Origin of the sequence: Pseudomonas sp. SG20056, from assembly GCF_031764535.1 — a bacterium.
Lineage (GTDB): Bacteria > Pseudomonadota > Gammaproteobacteria > Pseudomonadales > Pseudomonadaceae > Aquipseudomonas.
In genome coordinates this window covers 150958-169736 of record NZ_CP134499.1, presented here as the reverse complement: position 1 = coordinate 169736, position 18779 = coordinate 150958, and the positions used below count along the sequence as shown (strand labels likewise).

Annotated in this window: 11 protein-coding genes and 1 pseudogene; 4 read left to right on the top strand and 8 right to left on the bottom strand. The window is 59.2% G+C overall.

Going from position 1 to position 18779, the window contains the following annotated elements:
* Nucleotides 1–11 precede the first annotated feature (11 nt).
* The 4 genes from RHP75_RS00760 to RHP75_RS00745 all read left to right on the top strand — a co-directional run bounded on the left by RHP75_RS00760 (nt 12) and on the right by RHP75_RS00745 (nt 4640).
* Nucleotides 12–1658: a Na/Pi cotransporter family protein gene (locus RHP75_RS00760; protein WP_311090039.1), complete on the top strand. Its 1647-nt coding sequence runs from the start codon at nt 12–14 to the stop codon at nt 1656–1658.
* Nucleotides 1659–1811: 153 nt separating this feature from the next.
* The gene (locus RHP75_RS00755) at nt 1812–2801 is read left to right on the top strand and encodes a hypothetical protein (RefSeq protein WP_311090038.1); all 990 of its coding nucleotides are present in this window, start codon (nt 1812–1814) and stop codon (nt 2799–2801) included.
* Between the two features lies 1 nt (nt 2802).
* Nucleotides 2803–4053 carry a peptidyl-prolyl cis-trans isomerase gene (locus RHP75_RS00750; RefSeq protein ID WP_311090037.1) on the top strand — a complete coding sequence of 417 codons (1251 nt, stop codon included), beginning with the start codon at nt 2803–2805 and terminating at the stop codon, nt 4051–4053.
* Nucleotides 4050–4640 (top strand): hypothetical protein, encoded by a 591-nt coding sequence (locus RHP75_RS00745; RefSeq protein ID WP_311090036.1) that lies wholly within the window; start codon nt 4050–4052, stop codon nt 4638–4640. The genes RHP75_RS00750 and RHP75_RS00745 overlap by 4 nt, the downstream gene beginning before the upstream one ends.
* A 117-nt stretch (nt 4641–4757) precedes the next feature.
* Here RHP75_RS00745 and RHP75_RS00740 read toward each other — a convergent pair whose 3' ends face one another.
* From RHP75_RS00740 to RHP75_RS00705, 8 genes and pseudogenes are all read right to left on the bottom strand, one after another.
* Nucleotides 4758–5783 carry an RbmA family biofilm matrix protein gene (locus RHP75_RS00740; RefSeq protein ID WP_311090035.1) on the bottom strand — a complete coding sequence of 342 codons (1026 nt, stop codon included), beginning with the start codon at nt 5781–5783 and terminating at the stop codon, nt 4758–4760.
* A 241-nt stretch (nt 5784–6024) separates the two neighbouring features.
* Nucleotides 6025–7059 carry a hypothetical protein gene (locus tag RHP75_RS00735; protein WP_311090034.1) on the bottom strand — a complete coding sequence of 345 codons (1035 nt, stop codon included), beginning with the start codon at nt 7057–7059 and terminating at the stop codon, nt 6025–6027.
* A 15-nt stretch (nt 7060–7074) separates the two neighbouring features.
* Complete coding sequence (locus tag RHP75_RS00730) at nt 7075–10926, bottom strand: toxin VasX (RefSeq protein ID WP_311090033.1); 3852 nt, start codon at nt 10924–10926, stop codon at nt 7075–7077.
* Nucleotides 10923–11747 (bottom strand): DUF4123 domain-containing protein, encoded by an 825-nt coding sequence (locus RHP75_RS00725; protein ID WP_311090032.1) that lies wholly within the window; start codon nt 11745–11747, stop codon nt 10923–10925. The genes RHP75_RS00730 and RHP75_RS00725 overlap by 4 nt, the downstream gene beginning before the upstream one ends.
* Nucleotides 11744–13837, bottom strand: coding sequence for a type VI secretion system tip protein TssI/VgrG (tssI, locus tag RHP75_RS00720; RefSeq protein ID WP_311090031.1), 2094 nt, complete (start codon nt 13835–13837; stop codon nt 11744–11746). Before tssI ends, RHP75_RS00725 begins: the two co-directional genes overlap by 4 nt.
* 189 nt (nt 13838–14026) lie before the next feature.
* Nucleotides 14027–14545 (bottom strand): Hcp family type VI secretion system effector, encoded by a 519-nt coding sequence (locus RHP75_RS00715; RefSeq protein WP_090443843.1) that lies wholly within the window; start codon nt 14543–14545, stop codon nt 14027–14029.
* A gap of 302 nt (nt 14546–14847) precedes the next feature.
* A pseudogene (locus RHP75_RS00710) lies at nt 14848–17396 on the bottom strand (TRAP transporter permease).
* 279 nt (nt 17397–17675) lie between these two features.
* Entirely contained in the window at nt 17676–18647 is a 972-nt protein-coding gene (locus RHP75_RS00705; protein ID WP_311090030.1) for a TAXI family TRAP transporter solute-binding subunit, read from the bottom strand.
* Nucleotides 18648–18779: the final 132 nt, after the last annotated feature.

Sequence of the window (18779 nt, the reverse complement as noted above, 5' to 3'; positions counted from 1 at the left end):
GGAGCAGCACCATGCTCACCCTGCTGAATCTTCTGTCTGCCGTCGCCTTGCTGATCTGGGGCACCCATATCGTCCGTACCGGCATCCTGCGGGTGTATGGCTCGCACCTGCGCAAGGTGCTTAGCCATAACGTCAGCAAGCGCCCACTGGCCTTTGCTGCCGGCATCGGCGTGACCGCGCTGGTGCAGAGCAGCAATGCCACCGCGCTGCTGGTCACTTCGTTTGTCGCTCAGGGACTGATGGCGCTGACTCCCGCGCTGGCAATCATGCTCGGTGCAGACGTCGGCACGGCGCTGATGGCCCGCGTGCTGACCCTCGACCTGAGCTGGTTGAGCCCACTGCTGATCTTTCTCGGCGTGGTGTTCTTTCTCTCGCGCAAGCAGACCCGCGCCGGTCAGCTCGGCCGTGTGGCCATCGGCCTGGGGCTGATGCTGCTGGCGCTTGAGCTGATCGTTGCCGCCGCTACGCCGATCACCCAGGAGCAGGGCATCCGCGTGCTGTTCGCCTCACTGACCGGCGATCTGCTGCTGGATGCCTTGGTCGGCGCGCTGTTCGCGCTGATTTCCTATTCCAGCCTGGCCGCCGTGCTGCTCACCGCCACCCTGACCAGTGCCGGCCTGATCAGCCTGCCAGTGGCCATCGGCCTGGTGATTGGCGCGAACATCGGCAGCGGCGTGCTGGCCTTTCTCACCAGCAGCCTGCAAACCCCAGCCGGACGGCGTGTGGCTTTGGGCAGCCTGCTGTACAAACTGATCGGCCTGCTACTGGTGATGCCGTTCCTCGACCCGCTGGCCAACTGGCTGGACAGCCTGAAGTGGCGCCCCGAGGAGCTGGTGATCGGCTTTCACCTGCTCTACAACGGACTGCGCTGCGTGCTGATGCTGCCCACGGTCGGGCTGATGGCGCGCTTCTGTAATTGGCTGCTGCCGGATCGCCCGGATGAAAACGGCGTCGCCCGCCCACGCCATCTCGACCCCACCGCGCTGGCCACACCGAGCCTGGCCCTGGCCAATGCGGTGCGCGAAACCCTGCGCATCGGCGACCTGATCGAAACCATGCTCAGCCACCTGCTGGAAGTTTTGCGCGGTGGGCAAACCGCTCTGGGCAAGGAACTGCGCCGCCTGGATGACGATGTCGATGCGCTCTATAGCGCGGTCAAACTCTATCTGGCGCAGGTGCCACGCGAGGTGTTGAGTGAGCACGACAGCCGGCGCTGGGCGGAGATCATCGAGCTGGCCGTCAACCTGGAGCAGGCCGGCGACATCATCGAACGCATGCTCGGCAAAGTGCAGGATCAGAAAACCGCGCAGCGCCATTCGTTTTCAGACAGCGGCCTGGAGGAACTCACCACCCTGCACGCCCAACTGCTGGCCAACCTGCGCCTTGGCCTCTCGGTGTTTCTCTCTGCCGACAAAGAAAGCGCGCGCCAGCTGCTGCGCGAAAAACGCCGCTTCCGCGCCCAGGAGCGACGACTGGCACACGCTCATGTCAGCCGTCTGCACCATCAGGTGGTGCAAAGCATCGAAACCAGCGCCCTGCACATGGAGCTGATCGCCGACATGAAACGCCTCAACTCACTGTTCTGCGCCAGCGCCTATGTGGTGTTGGAAAGCAGCGAGACAGGGGCCTTGCATCAGGAAGACAACGGCGCGGATTAAGACGCACGAGAAAATTGGTCTATACCACCAAACCTTAGTTGGGTTGAGGCAACACAGCGCATCAGCTTTAAGTTGGCGTGCGGCATTGCAACAGTTCTGCCATCAATGACCGCTAATACTGCTCAACTCCAACAACAAAAGAGCGCCTTCCCTATGAAAAACCTCACCTCCCTGGTCGTTGGTCTAGGCCTGGCATTCAGCGCCAGCCACGCCAGCGCCTGGTCGCAACCGACGCACAAGAACATCGTCAAAGACGCCCTGGCCTTCCTCAACTCGGCCCATGCCACGCCCGAGATGAGACGCGCCTACCAGTTCTACGTCGGCGCAGCCGGCAGCGAAGCCCGTGCGGGGGAAATCCTCGGCCAGGCGGCCTATGACGTTGACGATTTCCAGGACACCCGCCTGGGCGGCTGGTGGGTCGGCTATGAGCACGCGCCGGTTTATGGTGCCGCCGCTTCGCTGGTCAACTACACCTCGTACTGGCACTTTATCAACATGGCCCGCCAGGGTGACGCCCACGGCAACGACCACGGTGGCTACGACTACCGCTACCGCAAGGTGGATGGCAGCTGGAGCGGCGACGTTGACTGGTACGCCATGGTTTACCTGTACAACCGCGAGCTGAAGAAAAGCGACTTCGACACCACCGAAGCGCATTACCGCCAGGGCACTTCCTCCAACTGGCAGACGCACTACGGCGACTTCCAGACGGCGGCCTTCCAGCCCATCGATAACCTGGCCAAGTACTGGTTCGATCAGTTCAAGAACGCGCCCTCGCTGCAAACCATCGGTTACTCGCTGCACACCACCGGCGATGTCGCGCAGCCGCACCATGCCTGGGTTACGTCGGGCAATGGCCACTCCGGCTGGGAAGGCTGGGTGGACGATCACTACTTCAGCGAAGGCCTGAACAATATGGCGGCAGTGGCCAACCGGGTCGGCAGCTATGACGCGCAGAAGCCGATCCGCGATCTGCTGACCCAGACCGCCCAGGTCGCCTACCAGCGTCCCGAGCCGCTGTATGACACCAGCTACGCCACGCGCCTGCGAGTGGCCAAGGAGTTGATTCCGGAGTCCATCGCCCTCACCGTCAGCGTGCTGACCAAGGGTGCCAACACCTTCTACGGCCAGGGTGGCCTGTAAGGTGCGCGGGCTTATCCAGCGCAGTTTGCTGGTACTGGGGCTGGCCGGCATCTGCCTGTCAGCCCTTGGCAGCCAGGACATGCACATCAACGGTGAACGCCTGCCCGGTAAAAGCATCGGCCTGCTGGAGCAGGCCATGACCCGGATCAAATTCAACACCGACCTGCGTCTGCTGCGCACCGGCCTGGCGGAGAACCACCTGCTGGCCCGTGAGGTTGAAACCGAGCTGAGCAGCAAATACCGCAGTGATCTGGATGCGCTGGTCGAACGCGAAGCCGCCAACCTGATCGAGCAGGTCTACGGCCGCCAGTTCGATCACGATGTACGGCCCTTTCTGCGCCAGCCACAGGCGCTGAGCAGCGCCCGCCTGCGCCAAGTACTAACCGCGCCAACCCAAGGCGTGGTGCTCGATAGCCTACAGTTGAGCCCCCAGCAACAAGTCGATGCCGCCCAGGTGCAACTGATCAGCTGGCAATTCCCCGGCCAGGCCGAACAACGCCTGAACCTGCTGGAGCTGTATCAAGGCGACAACGTACAAGGCCGGGTGGAGCTGCAGCAGGGCAACCTGGTGTACCTGGCCGAACAGGTGCGTCAGCAGGCGCTGCGTGACTACCTCTGGTATCAGCTCGGAGAGAAAGGCTTCAGCGCGGACGAACAGGCCGGCATCCGCCAGCTGGTGCGCGACAAACTGGTCCGCCACAAGTACCTGCATCAACTTGGCCTGCACAGCGACTTCCACCATGAAACCGCCAGCCTGCGCGAACGCGCCAGCCGAGTCAGCGATGCGGACGCCGAGGCCTACTACCAGCGCAACCTGCAGCTCTACCTCAACGTTGCCCAAGTGCAGGCCAGCCATATCCGCCTGGCCGATCAAGCCAGCGCCGACCAGGTGTATGCCGAACTGCAAAAGGGCCTGAGTTTCGATGATGCCGTGCGCCGCTACTCACTGGCCGAAAGCAAGAATCAAACGCCGCCCGGCGACCTTGGCCTGATTCGCCCACAGGATGCGCAGCTGGATTTTCTGCGCAAGACCGCCCTGTTGCAGAAGGCGAACAGCGTTTCCCAGCCGATGCTGATCGACGGCGCGTTCGAGATCGTCCAGGTACGCAGCCGTGAGGATAAGCAATTGCCACTCAGCGACCCCAGCGTGCGCTATGAGGTCAACCAGGCGGTCGCCAAGGAACAGCTGACCCAAGCCTTCCAGGCTCGCGTCGACGTTCTGCTGGCCAACGCCAAGGTGGAAGGACTATGAAGGCCTGGCTCGGCATCGGCCTGCTCGGCGTGATCACGGCGGTGACCATCGTCGTTGTGCGCACGCCCTTGGCCGGCACCGCGCCAACTGTTGCAGCGCAGGCCGCAACGCCGATCAGCCCGCCCATCCGCTTGCCAGAGATGCCCGCCGCCCTGCCGGCACAGCAACCTGTAGCAATCCCAGCGCCTGCAGAAAAATCGGTGGAAGAACCGCCAAGCGAGCCGCAACTGAATGCCCAGGAAGCGCAAATGCTGATTCAGCTAATGGCCGACCAAGGCGACCCTCGCAGCCCGGCCCTCGGCCAACTCAAACCCCGCCAACCCGCATCCGCCGCACAGCTGGCCGACCCGGCGCAGTACAGCGCCTTCGAAGACCAGCAAACCCGCGACCAGATCATGGCCTACGCCAGCGGCGTGCAGCAGATCCCCGCCATCCGCGAACGCATCGAACAGGCCGCGCAATCCGGCGAACGCAACCAAACCGAACTCGACGAAGCCCGCGCCGTGCTGGAGCAACTGGAAATGCTGCAGAGCAAACTGCAAAGGGAGAGGCCGGAGTTAATGCCGGCTTCAACAGAATTACCCTGATGGTACTTGGCCTGAACACAGAACTGAGGTGGAAATCTCGCAGGGTTATGCCCTGCATACGACTCACAGACAAACGCCCCATTATCGGGGCGTTTGTTCAGAAGTGCTAAGCGTCGATTAGGGTCGCTTAGTGAAAGGGATATCGTGATTAAACTGCTCCCCAGTCACTTGGTTGACCACCACCATTCGTGCTTTGTAGTCACCAGCGGGGAACCATTTGGTGATGTAAAAGGAACTCTGCACTGTGGCCACACTGGCTCCCGGCTGCAGGTTTACGGAGTGAGCCTGTTGCAACGGAAAACCGGTGCCGTCAGGTAAGTCGACAGTGATCCAGGTGTAGAGATTCAACGGTACAGCACCACGGTTTTGAATACCCCGACGGTAACTGAGGTAGCCCCCATTGGCCGATACTGAGGCCGGATAACCAGGCGCCAGATTAAAGGTCACCCCGATGTTCTGTGGAGGAAGCACCTCGATGTCGCTTGGCTGCTCGTAAATCAAGATATTGCTGATCGCGGCGGCGGCATCATTGCATTGAGTCGCCCCACCCTTCCAAGGCGAGAGAGTCATACGCACGCTAGTAAGGTCGGGGCTACCAAACGTCCCGCTATACACCGGAGTACCATCAATCGAAATTTCAAGCAGATCGCTGGCCGCATCCACCCGAGCCAGCATGCGATATTTCTTCAGGTTGGTAAGGCTGGCAAGAGTTGCCGATTTGCCGAAATTAAATAGCTGAATGTTATTCAGCCCGCCATGCATCAACAGGCTACGGGCGCCATAACCGGTACTGTCCAGATGCACGTTGAAAGCACTGTCGCTGTTATTAAGCATGCTCGGAAACATGTCCCAACTAACATAGGCTTTGGACAGCCCCGCCGGTAGGTTGAACTGAATCTGGTCGTAGCTGCAGCCTGGCGCATTGAAAACCGCCCAATTACCCGGCTGGCCAGCGAAACCCGAACGCATCTCCACTGCACCCATGGTGACTCGGCTTGGCGTTTGCGGGGTACCGTCAACAACGATGGACTGCCCTTCGATATTTGGCGGCGAGGCAAAGCGAGCATCGTATAAAACAGCTGAATAGGAAAACTGGCTGAACAGCGCCAAAGAAAGAATCGCAAGTAATGATTTTGTACGCATCTATATCATCCATGTTGTGGTTGCTGAGGAAATACTTAGATCCTTCCGTGCTGGAGCTTACTTCAACTAAAGTAGCCTGCACATCAACAGCTCATTAAAAAACTCTACCGACCCGCTCTCAACTTTCTCCCCGACAAGAAAGCAACCACCGAGCCCTCGACAATAGGGCGGATTTATTTTCGACTAATGGTGCAAGCCAACAAACAAATCTGCCCCTTTACTTGTCATATACAAGATATTGTCACAGATACCGCACATGCTGACTCATCAGATTAGGGCGGGAGAATGCGTCGAGTTTTTGGATGCTGATTAGCAACTCATCGATGACGTTCTTATAAGTTTCCTTATCCATATCGCGCCAATATCTGGGATTGCGACCCGTCAAACGGTCATGTTCGGCGGTTGTTGGGTCAAGCGGGCGGAATTCCTCCCAGGTGGGTATTTCCGGCAACGGATGGCTGATATCCATATAGTTCTGCCACATATCCCAGAGCGCAAAACAGGCCTGTTCCGAACTCTGCAAACCGATGACTGACTTGAAGTCGATGGCTACGGGCTGATAGCGATGCACCAAGTGCAGGGAGTACTGCGGCAGGCCTTGGCGACTTGGCAGAATATGTACGCAGGCGTCGAACTCATAAAATGGCCGAACGAAATCACCGTCAATACCCAGATGTGAAAACTGTCCGGGCTTACGCGCAAAAACAGTGACCTGGCCGGTTTGCCGATTAAGCTCCCAGAGCGGGCCTTTTGAAGGTTTTAATATCCAACTTGTTGGTAAACGATAGAGAGCAATATGACCAACGACCCAGCAGGTTAAAGGTATTGGCAAAATCCATAAACTCATCTCAAGCATGTGAGAGTTGAATTCTTCAATAGAAGTTGATTTAAAAATTGCCAAAGGAAGTTGAGTAACCAACAAAATCCCAACCCCTATATAAAATAGCGCACGACCTACCCCCCACATATACAGCCATATTTGCGTCCAAAGCGACGCATGTGCCCGCCGGTAACAAAGATGGTTGCAGGCATTATGAAAAATAGCTTCATTGCGCTGACGAATGCCGGGGTTCTTTCGCTCATCCTCTTCCAAATCCCGTAACCGTTCTGGTGAGTAGTCATCGATAAAACTGAACGGCGCTATATCTTCCGTATCACCCCAAGGCAAAGTTGTTGTCAGTAATCCTGCATGCTTACGGATTTGCGGCGACTGATTAGGGATATGCCGGGAGTCATAGGCACCTTCGGCATAGTGGGTTGTAACAGCCGTATTCATAGCAGGTGCAGCCTCTTAGTTCTGATTACTTTGTTCATCGGCCCAGAAAGCCTGTTGAGTTGCCGTGTAATTAGGTTTGCCATGCTCACTGGCATTGAAACGCAGGGGGTCTACCGGTGGCGGGGCAGGAAAATGCCACTGCTGCTTGCCATCATCTGCAATTACCTGCGCACGTACGGCCCAGCTGTAGCGGTGCATGGTAATGCTAATGCCACTGCGCTGGGCGGGTGGGGTTGGCGGTTGCCGTAGATACAGATCGAGCCCCGCCGGAGTCTGCTCTTGATACAACAAATAAGCGGGTTTGGGCTTTGCCTTATCCGCAGGTAGGCTGGTATCCAGATAGAAGTTCTGGCCGGGCAGCAACTCTACAGTTTCCACCATGCGATCCCCCCTCGGGCTGGGAGAGCTGCGGTGTAAGCGCTGCCAAATGCCAACACGCATCTGACTGGCCCCCAGGGAGCTGATTAGTCCCGGTAAGTTGCTGGCAATCTGGATACGTATATTGGCTTCGCGCATGGCTTGGTGCCTGGCCTCCTGGCCGGGCATGGGGTAGCTGCTACGAGCTTTGGCTTGCTCGGGGTTGGCTTCAACCTGTATATGCATGCCAGCAAACAAACCGACCAGGCGATAGAAGGCCTCTTTCTCATCCAGTAGATGGGCTGGGCGCACCGTGTCTATAAAAATGCCGGGCTGATCCTTACCGAACGGCCCAAGCTTAAGCCACTCCTCGACTGGGGTATCGTCCAGCCACCAGACCAGGGCTGCCCCCGCTAGGGTCAGAGCCAGGCCGATGGCGATCATCCAGCCCGCAGGCCCCAGTGCCAGCAAGGGGGCGCCGGCCGCAGGACCAACCATAAAGGCGCTGGCGAAGGTAGCGACACCGCCGGCGGCCATCAGAGTATAGCCCCAGCCCGCATCGTCGCCCAAGGCGAACTCATTGATCGAATCGGAGATATTCAACCCGGTAAACAGAACCGCGCCCACCGCCCCTAAGGTCATCCGCGTGGTGACATTGGCGGCAAAGAGCCTGCCCCCCGCAAGCCGGTTACGAAGCAGGGTGCGATCCAAGCTTGCACTTAGCATTCGTATAACTCTCGTATCGTGGGCCACACGTTCGGCAAGAAGTTCGAGGGCTAAAGCTGCATCATATACGGCACTTCCATATCCAAAATTTGCTCTCGCGTTACTGCGATACCTAATTGTCGATTCATATGCCTGCCACTCCGCGCGCACATTAAACAACTCAAATCCCATCATCAGTGGAGGCATGATCGGCGAGTTAAGCGTGCGATATACCCCGCTGCGTAGTCGCGCCTGGTAAGCGCGGTCTGCCTCGCCAAGGCTCGTTCGCTGCCGGTTAAGGTTCTCTTGCGCTTGGAAGAGTTCGCGCAACTGCTGGTAGAGCCGCTCCAAGCGCTGGGTGGTTTCATGACGAACCGGTAATACCACCAGTAAATGTTCCTGTTTACCGGCGGGAAGGCCCGCGGCTCTGGCCTCGCTGGCATTGCTGGTAGCGGTTACACCGCCCTGCCCGTCGCGCACGGTGCCATTCATGCGCGTTCCTGGACCGGTTGTTGTCATGCCCAACAGGTCGGGGCGCACTATGTAGTGGTCACGGGTATTGACTCGGCCACTGCGCTCGAAGCGCATTGCGCCCAGGGTTTCGGGAAGCATGGTGCGAGCCAGTTGAAAGCTTCTGGCTTCATATATGTTCAATCGGGCCAAGCGGGCGTCATTGCGCAGCACCTCCTGGCTCTGGCCTACACGACGGCCGGAGGTGTCCACTTCTGCCGTCGCCTGATTGACTCGGCCTTGGGCAGTGGTGACGGCGTTTTCCGCTGCCTTCAAGGTACCCTGCAATACACCCAGTACGCTCATAAGTGCGTTAATCGAGCTCTTGAAGCCGAGCAAGCTCTTGAAGTCGCCCCGCTGGGCGGCAGAGATCAGAACAGCGGCTTCCAGTAGTTGCACCTTGCCTGGCTTGGGCAGTGCGGCGTTTTCCAGTGCAGCAAGTGCCTTTGGACGCAAACGACCATCGCCCAGGTTCTCTTCCTTGCCCGCTGGGCTTTGGTAGGACGCCATGCAGATCTGTTGGTCAGCTGTTGGCCAGAGCATCGCATTTAAGGGATGACGATTGTTGTCGGCGATATCGAGAAGGAGCTTTTCCTGATCGGTGGCCTTGCGTCGAAAGCTGAGGTTCAGCGGGTCATTCAGTCGCTTGGCCATGCTGGCCATGCATTGCCCGGTCAGGGCGAAAGCGCCCAAGTAGTCGAAACCGTCCAGGCAAAACAGATCACCCAGGGTCTGTTGGTTGGAAGGCTCTTTGAGGCAACTCGCCAGACACCTACGCGCCTGACCATGAGCGATTTGAGCATGGTGACCAAGCGGCTCGGCAAGAATATGCCTGATGCGTTCATGACCCTCCGCATCCAGCGCCTTGGCGCTGCTGCTCAGCGGGTTGGTTTTGCCGTCGATCCGCAACGGCAGCACGAAATTGCTCACGAGCAGTGCACTCGCATAGTGGGGCTGAAGGCTGGCGCGTTCGGCGGCCAGGCTCACCGCTGCTTGGGCGGCTTCAATGCGGTCGCGCAATTGACGCATGCGGTATACCGCGTCCTCCACCAACAAACCGGCGATTTGCCGGGTGCGAGCATCGGCTAGCGCATCGGCAACAGCAGGTTGTGCCTGCCAGTTCTTGACGCTTTCTTCGAGCTTTTCTTTCTGCTTTGTTTGCTGGGTTTTGTCTTGCGGTGGACGCATCGCCAGCAGTTTGCGCTCCAGGCAAATCGCCAGCGGGTCAAGCTCCGGTGCTTTGCGCAGATGGGGAGCGTGTCCGGCTTCGTAACCGTCGACAAGCTTCTGCGCTGCCTGGTGGCACTTCGCCGGATAGCCGCCGGCAAGATCATGCAGATAGTACGTGGGATGATCAAATTGCGGTTCGTACAGAGGTTCACGCAGGCGCTGCGGTTCTGTCAGATTCAGGGGAAAGATTCGATTGTTCAAGCTACGGCGGCGCGCTTCGGCTTCTGCGGCAGGCTGCATGGCAGATGCATTCTGACTGAGAATGGCCAACAGTAATCCCTGAGCCAAGGAACGCCCGTCAGGGCCAGCACCGAGCTTTTTAAACTGCTGAGCGGATGCCTGCATATTGAAACGCTGGCAACGTTGGGCGCGCAGCTTAGTGTCCTGTTCCAGGCGGTGCAGGCGAGCGGCAGGCAGTTGTACCTCGGCAAAGGCAAGTTCTACGTCGCTCACTTGATTGCGATTCCAGCGGGCCGGCAGCCAGATTTCTTGCAAGCCTTTACCGCAAGCATCACGTGGGCCGATACAGAACCCGTCCTGTTGGCGAAAGGCTTTTACGTCTATGTCGTGATAGGTGTTCTTACCTTCGCTCTGACGGATTTCGAGTTCGCGCCAGAGCTTGCCGCGGTAAAAAACATAGAGGTAGCCGGGCCTGGCTAGGACAGGGATGCCTTGATCCTTTTCGTTTGTGCTACTACGCATAGGCGTTAGAGGCACAATCGGTACGATCTGGTTCCATTGCTGATCGACTTGCCTTGGCGTGGCCTTGGCATCGTTCATCAGTGGCAGGAATAGGGGGCCACCTTTTTCCGTTTCAACTTCCAGCCAAAGGTGGCGGGTTGGTTGATTGTCCCAGGGCCAAATATGCAGGGTACTGCTAAAGGCCGGGTCGACCAGCGGTTCCAACTTGCGGCGTTTGGTCAGCGCCTCCTGCTGCTGGTTGTCGGTTTCATCGTAGATGACAATTCGCTGTCCTGGCGGGTGATCCTTGCCGATGACTTCGACGATCAGCTTGCCGGCCTCGCAGGCCGGACCGCCGCTCAGACTTCCAACTTTTGCAGTCATGCGTGGGGCTCCTTGAGTGTCGGCGATACTTCCAAGTAGGCACGCAACTGCTGCAGTCGCTGCTGCGTGTCGCCGGCAGGGGGGATGGGGTGGGTGGCGTGGTCAGGATATTGGGTGCGCAAATCGAAATAAGCCTGCAGAGCGTCAGCTTCATCGAAGCTGGCGGCCAGTCCCTGCTGCAGGTAATCCCAGGCCAAGCTAAAGGGCACTCCGGATTGGCCTTGTAGCCACTCGTAGGTGAAGTGTTCGAGCTGCTGGCGCTCTAACGCGTTGGTCTGCTGCTGGTTGAGCGGCATCGGTAGCGGTTGTTCGGTCACAGCGGTGCCATTGAAATTGCTCAGGCTGTGCCAGTGGCTCAGGCCTTGGGCGCTGTCGGCCCAGGTGCCACCATGCCAGATCAATTGCTGAATAGGCCCTAGCCAGGGCGTAACGCTGTCCGCATCGCAAGCGGGAAAAAAGTAACTGGCGACGCGTGGGTCGTAGTAGCGCAGCAGGGCTTTACGATTGCCGTCGAAGCTAACAATCAGCATGCGCCTCAAATGCGCCAATAGCTCTTCGAGGGGTTGCGGGCTGCTCAGAAGCAGGCCGCGCCATTCGTTGGGTGCATTGCGGTATTCATCAAGTAGAGCACTGCCGGACAAACATAGGAGCAGTGGACCTTGCTCCTGATGAGCCGCCAGTTCGGTATCGGCGAACAGATAAATGGGCTCTGGTGCGTGCTCCAGGACATAGACGCGCTCTAGCTTTTCATCGCCGTTTTCCAGCAGCAAATAGGCCCTGTCGGTCACGCCTGGGAAGCCCTGCTGAATATGCATTTTCATCCTTGTGATCCCACCTGAAGCGCGGCACGACACGGACAGTTGGCCAATGGGCATTGCAATGGCGTACCGCCTTTAGGCTTCTGGCAAAGCTCGACCAGCGGGTTGTTGGCCAAGCGCGCCTGCTTGAGCCTGTGTTCAAGCACGGCGCCGGGCACATCCGCATCCGCGGGTTTAACCATCCCCGGCAGAATAGGCGCCGCCCCCGACCCGCTCCCCGGCGCGCCGCCGGAGTTGATTTTGATGATCGGGCCGACCAGGGTGATGCCGCTGGCATCCAGCTTGATAAAGCTGCCGGCGGCTTTGAAGGTGAGTTCACTGCCGGCTTCGAGTACGACTTTCTGACCGCTGGACAGGTGGATCTCTTGGCCGGCGTTGATAAATTGGCCGGTGCCGATCTTGATGTGCTGGTTGTTGCCGACGGTAAGGTGGTCGTTGGCTTTGACTTCGCTCTTGCGGTCCAGGTGAGTGGTGCGGTGTTCTTCGGCTTTGAATTCGCTGTAGCTGTTGGCCTCGACCGTGTCGTGGCGTTCGTTGCCGATGCGGATTTTCTGGTCGTGCTCGATGTTTTCATCCCAGTCGCGCTCGGCGTGGATGTAGATCTGTTCGGCACCTTTTTTATCTTCGATACGCAGTTCGTTGTAGCCACCACCGCCAGGGCTGCTGAGGGTTTTAAACAGGCTGCGGGTTTTGTTCGCCGGCAGGTCGTAGGGCACCACGTGTTCGGCGTGGTACAGGCAGCCAGTGACCAGCGGTTGATCGGGGTCGCCTTCGAGGAAGGTGACCAGCACCTCCATGCCGACCCGTGGAATGGCGATGCCGCCGTAACGGTCGCCGGCCCAGCTTGAGCTCACGCGCAGCCAGCAGCTGGTTTTGTCGTCGGCCGCACCGATGCGGTCCCAAAAGAATTGCACCTTGACCCGACCATATTGGTCGCAGTGGATTTCTTCACCCGCAGGCCCGGTGACCACCGCGCTTTGGCTGCCGAGAATGCGCGGTTTCGGGTGGTGGAGCGGCGGCCGATACAGCACGGTCCAGGGCGTGGCGGTAAAGCGGTTGCGGTAGCCCTGCTGGAAGCCATCGCTGACTTCGGCGTGACTGGTCACCGACTCTTCCAGCACCTGCGGCTGTTTGCCTTCGTGGTGGATTTCAGTGAGCAGCCAGAGGTCGTTCCAGCTGGCGCGCGGGTGCTCGGTCAGCGCCAGGAAGTGGCCGCTGACCAGCAGCGGCTGATCGCCGTCGCCCTGCGCCCGTTCGAAGTCGTGGCGATGGCGTTCGAGAATGCGCTGGCTGAGGTGTTTGCCGCGCTCGCGGTCGACAAAACGGCCGGGGTAGTCGTAATCCTCAAGATCGGGTTTGAACGCGCTCTTGGCGTCCGCCTCCATCAGCAGCTTGGGTTTTTCGAAGTCATAGTCACGGCGGGTGACCCGGCTCGAGCGGGTTTCCACTCGCACGCCGAAGCGCTTGATCACCGGTTTGTCAGCGACCAGGCCGCTGTCTTGCTGATAGGCGGTTGGCGCGAGTTTGGGGAAGGCCGTTTGGTCGTCGCCAAAAGTCAGTACGTGGCCTTGTTCGCTGTGCTGGAAGTGGTAGTGAATACCCTCTTCCTCGCACAGGCGCTGGACAAAGTGCAGATCGGATTCGTCGTACTGCACGCAGTACTCACGCTCGGGGTAGATCGAGCCGAGTTGGAATTGGTAGGCGTTGGCCTGAATGCCGTGCTCTTGCAGTACTTGGCTGATGATCTTCTCCACCGTCAGGTGCTGGAAGATGCGTTGGTTGGTGCGGTGTGCCAGGTACGCCAGTTGCGGGCGCAAGGTCACGTGGTAGCGGGTCAGGCGCTTGCCGGATTCGCCCTGGGCGGCGCGGTAGATCTGCCCGTGAATGCCGTGGCCGGCCTGATCGAAGGCGAGAAAGGCGGCCTGATGCAGCAGGCTTTCCAGATCCAGGTCAGGACGTTCGCTGACCAGCTCCAGTTCGAACTCGAAGGGCTGACTGATCGCCTCGCGACCGTTGAATTCGAGTACCTGCAGATCGTGGCTAACGCCTTCGATCGTCAGGCTGAAGTGAGTCTGGTTGGCGGCGGCGAACATTCGTTGTTCCTCTCGTTTCGTTCCATGAATCAAACCACTGCGCATTTCTAAACCAGGCTTGGCATGGAAGCCGTGCCTGTTCGCGATTTTGCGCGATGCCTGCCAGCGTTTGGCGACGCAGGTCTCACTAGAAACGCTTCGGCCAGGACAAGCCTGGCCGAAGCGGTATTACGCGAACTCAGCCAATGCTTAGGCGGAGATCGGGGTACGCCAGTCGTCGGAGCCGGAAGTACCGGAGACTTCGTGGGTCCAGACGATTTTGCGGTAGGTGAAGTACACGTCTTCGAGGTGGGTGAAGTGAGCCATGCCTGGATCCTGGCAGTTCGGCATACGCGACTGCACGTCAACGATCACGGCATCTTCCAGCTCGATGGTGAAGTAGTGCTCTTGAGTACCGGTGGAGGAAGTGCGGTACCACTCCAGACGGCACTTGGACAGACGCTCACCGGAGGTCAGGGAGTTGAAGATCAGCGGCGAGGATTTGTCGAAGACTTTGGTGATCATCAGCGGCTTGTGAACGCGCTGGCCAGTCGGCTGACCGGACTGCGGATCACGCGGGATGATGACCTGGTGGTTGAAGGCTTGAACCAGGATCTGGTCTTCATGACCTTCCTGGAAGATGTTACCGACGGAATCTTCGGTGAAGGTGCCGGCAGTGATCAGGCCTTGTTTGGTGCCTTCGAGGGACAGATACGCGGGTGTTGGCATGAGTGCTTTCCTTGCCTTGGGTCATGGATCTGCAGTGATCCGGGAACCCTCCCTATAGCGACAAGCATGCCAATTAAATAAAAACCTTATAAATCAATGCTTTGTGATTATTTAAAGCGAGAACTCAAACCCACTGTGCGCCAGATCACTAAAAGCTGAGCAACTTGTTGCGCAGGGCTGCGCAGTTTTCTGCGCAGCACGCTCAAAGCCAATGGCTACAAGGCCTACAGCCTGATCCCCAGAGACTTATCAACAGCCCGCTGCGCAACAAGCTGCGCAGCGGGAGGGGCGTCAGGCTCAACTCAAGCCGTACCGTTAGCCCGCCGGCGACGCTGCAACCAGACCACCAGGGCGAACAGCAGGAAGCCTGGAATCCACATCAGCTCCTTGGTCCAGCGATCCGTTGGCGCGCGGACCTTGAGAATTTCCTGATCGAACTCCAGGCCCGCTTCAGCCGCCGGGCTGCCGAAGGTGACGCTGTCGACCAGCACCTTGCCGCCCTCTTCATAGGTCAGCAGGCCGAGCTTCTCCAGGCGCTCTTCACCCGTAGCGCCTTCCGGCACCGGCAGCAGCAGGCTGAATTCGCGGGCATCGCCGACCGCATCCTCACCTTTAATACGTAAACGCAGCTGGCTGCCATCGGCTACATCACCCAGGGCCTGGGCCAGTTGTGCCGGCGGAATATCGCGGTAAGGGTCGTGCACGATGTCCATCCAGAAACCCGGACGGAACAGGGTGAAGGCCACCAGCAGCAGCAGCACGTTCTCGTACCAGCGGCTGCGCACCAGGAAGTAACCCTGACTGCCGGCCGCGAAGATCAGCATGGCAACGGTGGCGATGATAAAGATCAGCACCCCATGCCAGAAATCCACGTCGATCAGCAGCAGGTCGGTGTTGAAGATAAACAGGAACGGCAACACCGCTGTGCGCAGGCTGTAGTAGAAGGCCTGAATCCCGGTACTGATCGGGTCGCCCTTGGACACTGCCGCTGCCGCGAACGAAGCCAGGCCTACCGGCGGTGTTACGTCGGCCATGATGCCGAAGTAGAAGACGAACAGGTGCACCGCGATCAGCGGCACGATCAGGCCGTTCTGCTGGCCGAGGGTGACGATCACCGGCACCAGCAGGCTGGATACCACGATGTAGTTGGCCGTGGTTGGCAGGCCCATGCCCAGCACCAGGCTGAAGATCGCCGTCAGCACCAGCATCAGCAGCAGGTTGCCCATCGACAACAGCTCGACCAGATCGGCCAGCACCAGGCCAACCCCGGTTTGCGACACCGCGCCGACGATGATGCCCGCCGCCGCCGTGGCAATACCGATGCCAATCATATTGCGCGCACCGGCAATCAGCCCTTCACGCAGGTCGATCACACCGTCCATAAACGAGCCGTGGGCATGCATGCCATCGGTGCGCAGCCAGGTCAGCAACGGGCGCTGGGTCAGCAGGATGATCACCAGCATCACGCTGCCCCAGAAGGCCGACAGGCCGGGGGACAGACGCTCGATCATCAGGCACCAGACCAGCACCACCACCGGCAGCAGAAAGTGCAGACCGGAGAGCAACACGGCACGGGTTTGCGGCAGTTTGTCGAGCGGCGCGTCAGGGTCTTCAGCCGGCAGCACCGGCACGCTGGCGGCGATTTTCAACAGCCCCAGGTAGACCAGCGCCAGCAGCGCGCCGATACCCGGCAGGGCGTATTCACCCAGCGCCGGCTTGAGCCAGCCAAGGCCGTAATACACCGCCAGCGACAGGCCGCTGATCAGCGCCGCACCAAAGGCGAAGCCGGTCAGGCGGCGCAGCCAGGGCTTTGGCTGATGCCCGCCCACTGGCTGCAGGCCGAGCTTCAGCGCTTCCAGATGGACGATATACAGCAGGGCGATATAGGAAATCGCCGCTGGCAGGAAGGCGTGCTTGATGATCTCGACATAGGGCATGCCGATGTACTCAACCATCAGAAAGGCCGCTGCCCCCATCACCGGCGGCATGATCTGGCCATTGACCGACGACGCCACTTCCACCGCGCCGGCCTTCTCGGCCGAGAAGCCGGTGCGCTTCATCATCGGAATGGTGAAAGTGCCGGTGGTCACCACGTTGGCAATCGACGAGCCGGAGATTGCCCCGACGCCACCACGGCCGCCTTGGCCGGGCCACCGCGGAAGTGGCCGAGCATGCTGAAGGCCAGCTGAATAAAGTAATGCCCCGCGCCCGCACGTTCGAGCAAGGCGCCAAACAGCACGAAGAGAAACACGAAACTGGTGGATACGCCGAGGGCGATGCCGAACACCCCTTCGGTGGTGATCCACTGGTGGTTGGCCATGGCATTGAAGCTGACCCCACGGTGCGCCAGCATCCCCGGCATATACGGCCCGGCCAGGCTGTAGACGAGGAACAGCAGGGCGATGATCGCCAGTGGCGGGCCGAGCACTCGGCGGGTAGCTTCCAGCAGCAACGGGATGCCGATGCACGCGGTCAGCATGTCTGCGGTGGTCAGGCTACCGGGGCGTAAGGCCAACTGCTGGTAGAAGATAAACAGGTAGGCGGCGCTGGCGGCAGCGACCAGACCTAGAGCGATATCCAGCAGCGGCACGCGGTCACGCGGTGACTTGCGAAAAGCCGGGTAGGCGAGAAACGCCAGCAACAGGGCAAACGCCAGGTGGATAGAGCGGGTTTCGGTGTCATTGAATACACCAATGCCGAACACGAACGGCAGCGGCGAGGCGATCCACAGTTGAAACAGCGACCAGAGCAGAGCCAGGCCGGTGATCACCTGCGCCATGGCCCCCAGCGGGGTACGCGCACCGACATCCTGGGCGATCAGTTCTTCGGTGGACAGTTGCTTGTCATGCATGGGTTGAACCTGCATTCGAGAGTACGGAAACGGCAAAACCCGCAGCCTTGCAGCTGCGGGTTTGCTTATCTAGAGACACTAGCCCGTTTGGGCGGGCAGCGTGGGCCGTCTTAAACCTGTTTACGATCTCGCGAGCTAGAGCCATGCAAGGCGCTACGTTAGTAACAGCCTCCGGCTGGTCAAGCAGGCGAGGGAGCCGAGTGTACGAGCTGTACATGAGCATTCCGAGCCTGTTTTCAACGCAGCAGGACCGACGCGCAGCAGATCGTCAGCAGGTTTTTACAGCCAGCCACGCTCTTTGTAGTAACGCACTGCGCCTTCGTGCAGCGGAGCGCTGAGGCCGACTTTGATCATGTCTTCTTCTTTCAGGTCGGCAAATGCAGGGTGCAGGCGCTTGAAGCGATCAATGTTGTCGAATACCGACTTAACCAGCTGGTAAACCACGTCCGGGCTGGCCTTGGCAGAGGTGGAAAGCACCGCTTTGCCGCCGATCGACGGAGTTGGCGCATCGTTGCCCTTGTACACGCCGCCTGGAATATCAGCCTTGGTGTAGTAGCTCTTCGCAGCCAGCAGCTTGTCGATTTCCGCACCGGTCACCGGTACCAGTACCGCGTCGGTGGTGGTGGTGGCTTCCTGGATGGCGCCGTTAGGGTGGCCAACGAAGTAGGTCATCGCGTCGATATTGTTGTCGCCCAGGGCAGAAGCCTGCTCAGCTGGCTTCAACTCGGCCGCCAGGGAGAACGCAGAACGGTCCCAGCCTTTGACCTGCATGATCTCTTCCAGGGTGTCGCGCTGACCGGAACCTGGGTTGCCGATGTTTACGCGCTTGCCTTTGAGGTCATCGAAGCTGGCGATGTTGGCATCACGGCGGGCGAGGATGGTGAACACCTCACTCTGCAGCGAGAACACCGCACGGATGTCCTCCATGGCGCCTTCTTTCTCGAACGGCGCAACGCCCTTCATGGCCTTGAACTGGTGGTCCGACTGCATGATGCCGAAATTGAATTCGCCACTGCGGATGCCGTTGACGTTAGCCACGCCACCGCCACTGGCTGGGGCGTTGCACTTGATGCCGTGTTCAGCAGCACCGCGATTGAGGAAGCGGCAGATCGATTGACCAGCGACGTAATAAACGCCGGTTTGACCACCGGTGCCGATGGTGACGAATTTCTCTTCGGCCTGTACGGCGCTGCTCAGGGTAATACCTGCGAGTGCAGCCGACAGGGCCCATGCCAGGGATTTACCTTTCATGGGAGTTCTCCTTTTCTGTTTATTTTTGAACCGGTCGCACCTTTTGAGTGCGCCCGGAAGGACAAGAGTCTAACCGCTCAGCCACAGGTTGCACGGAGTAATCCCGGCTGCACCAGTAACCAAGTGTTTAGC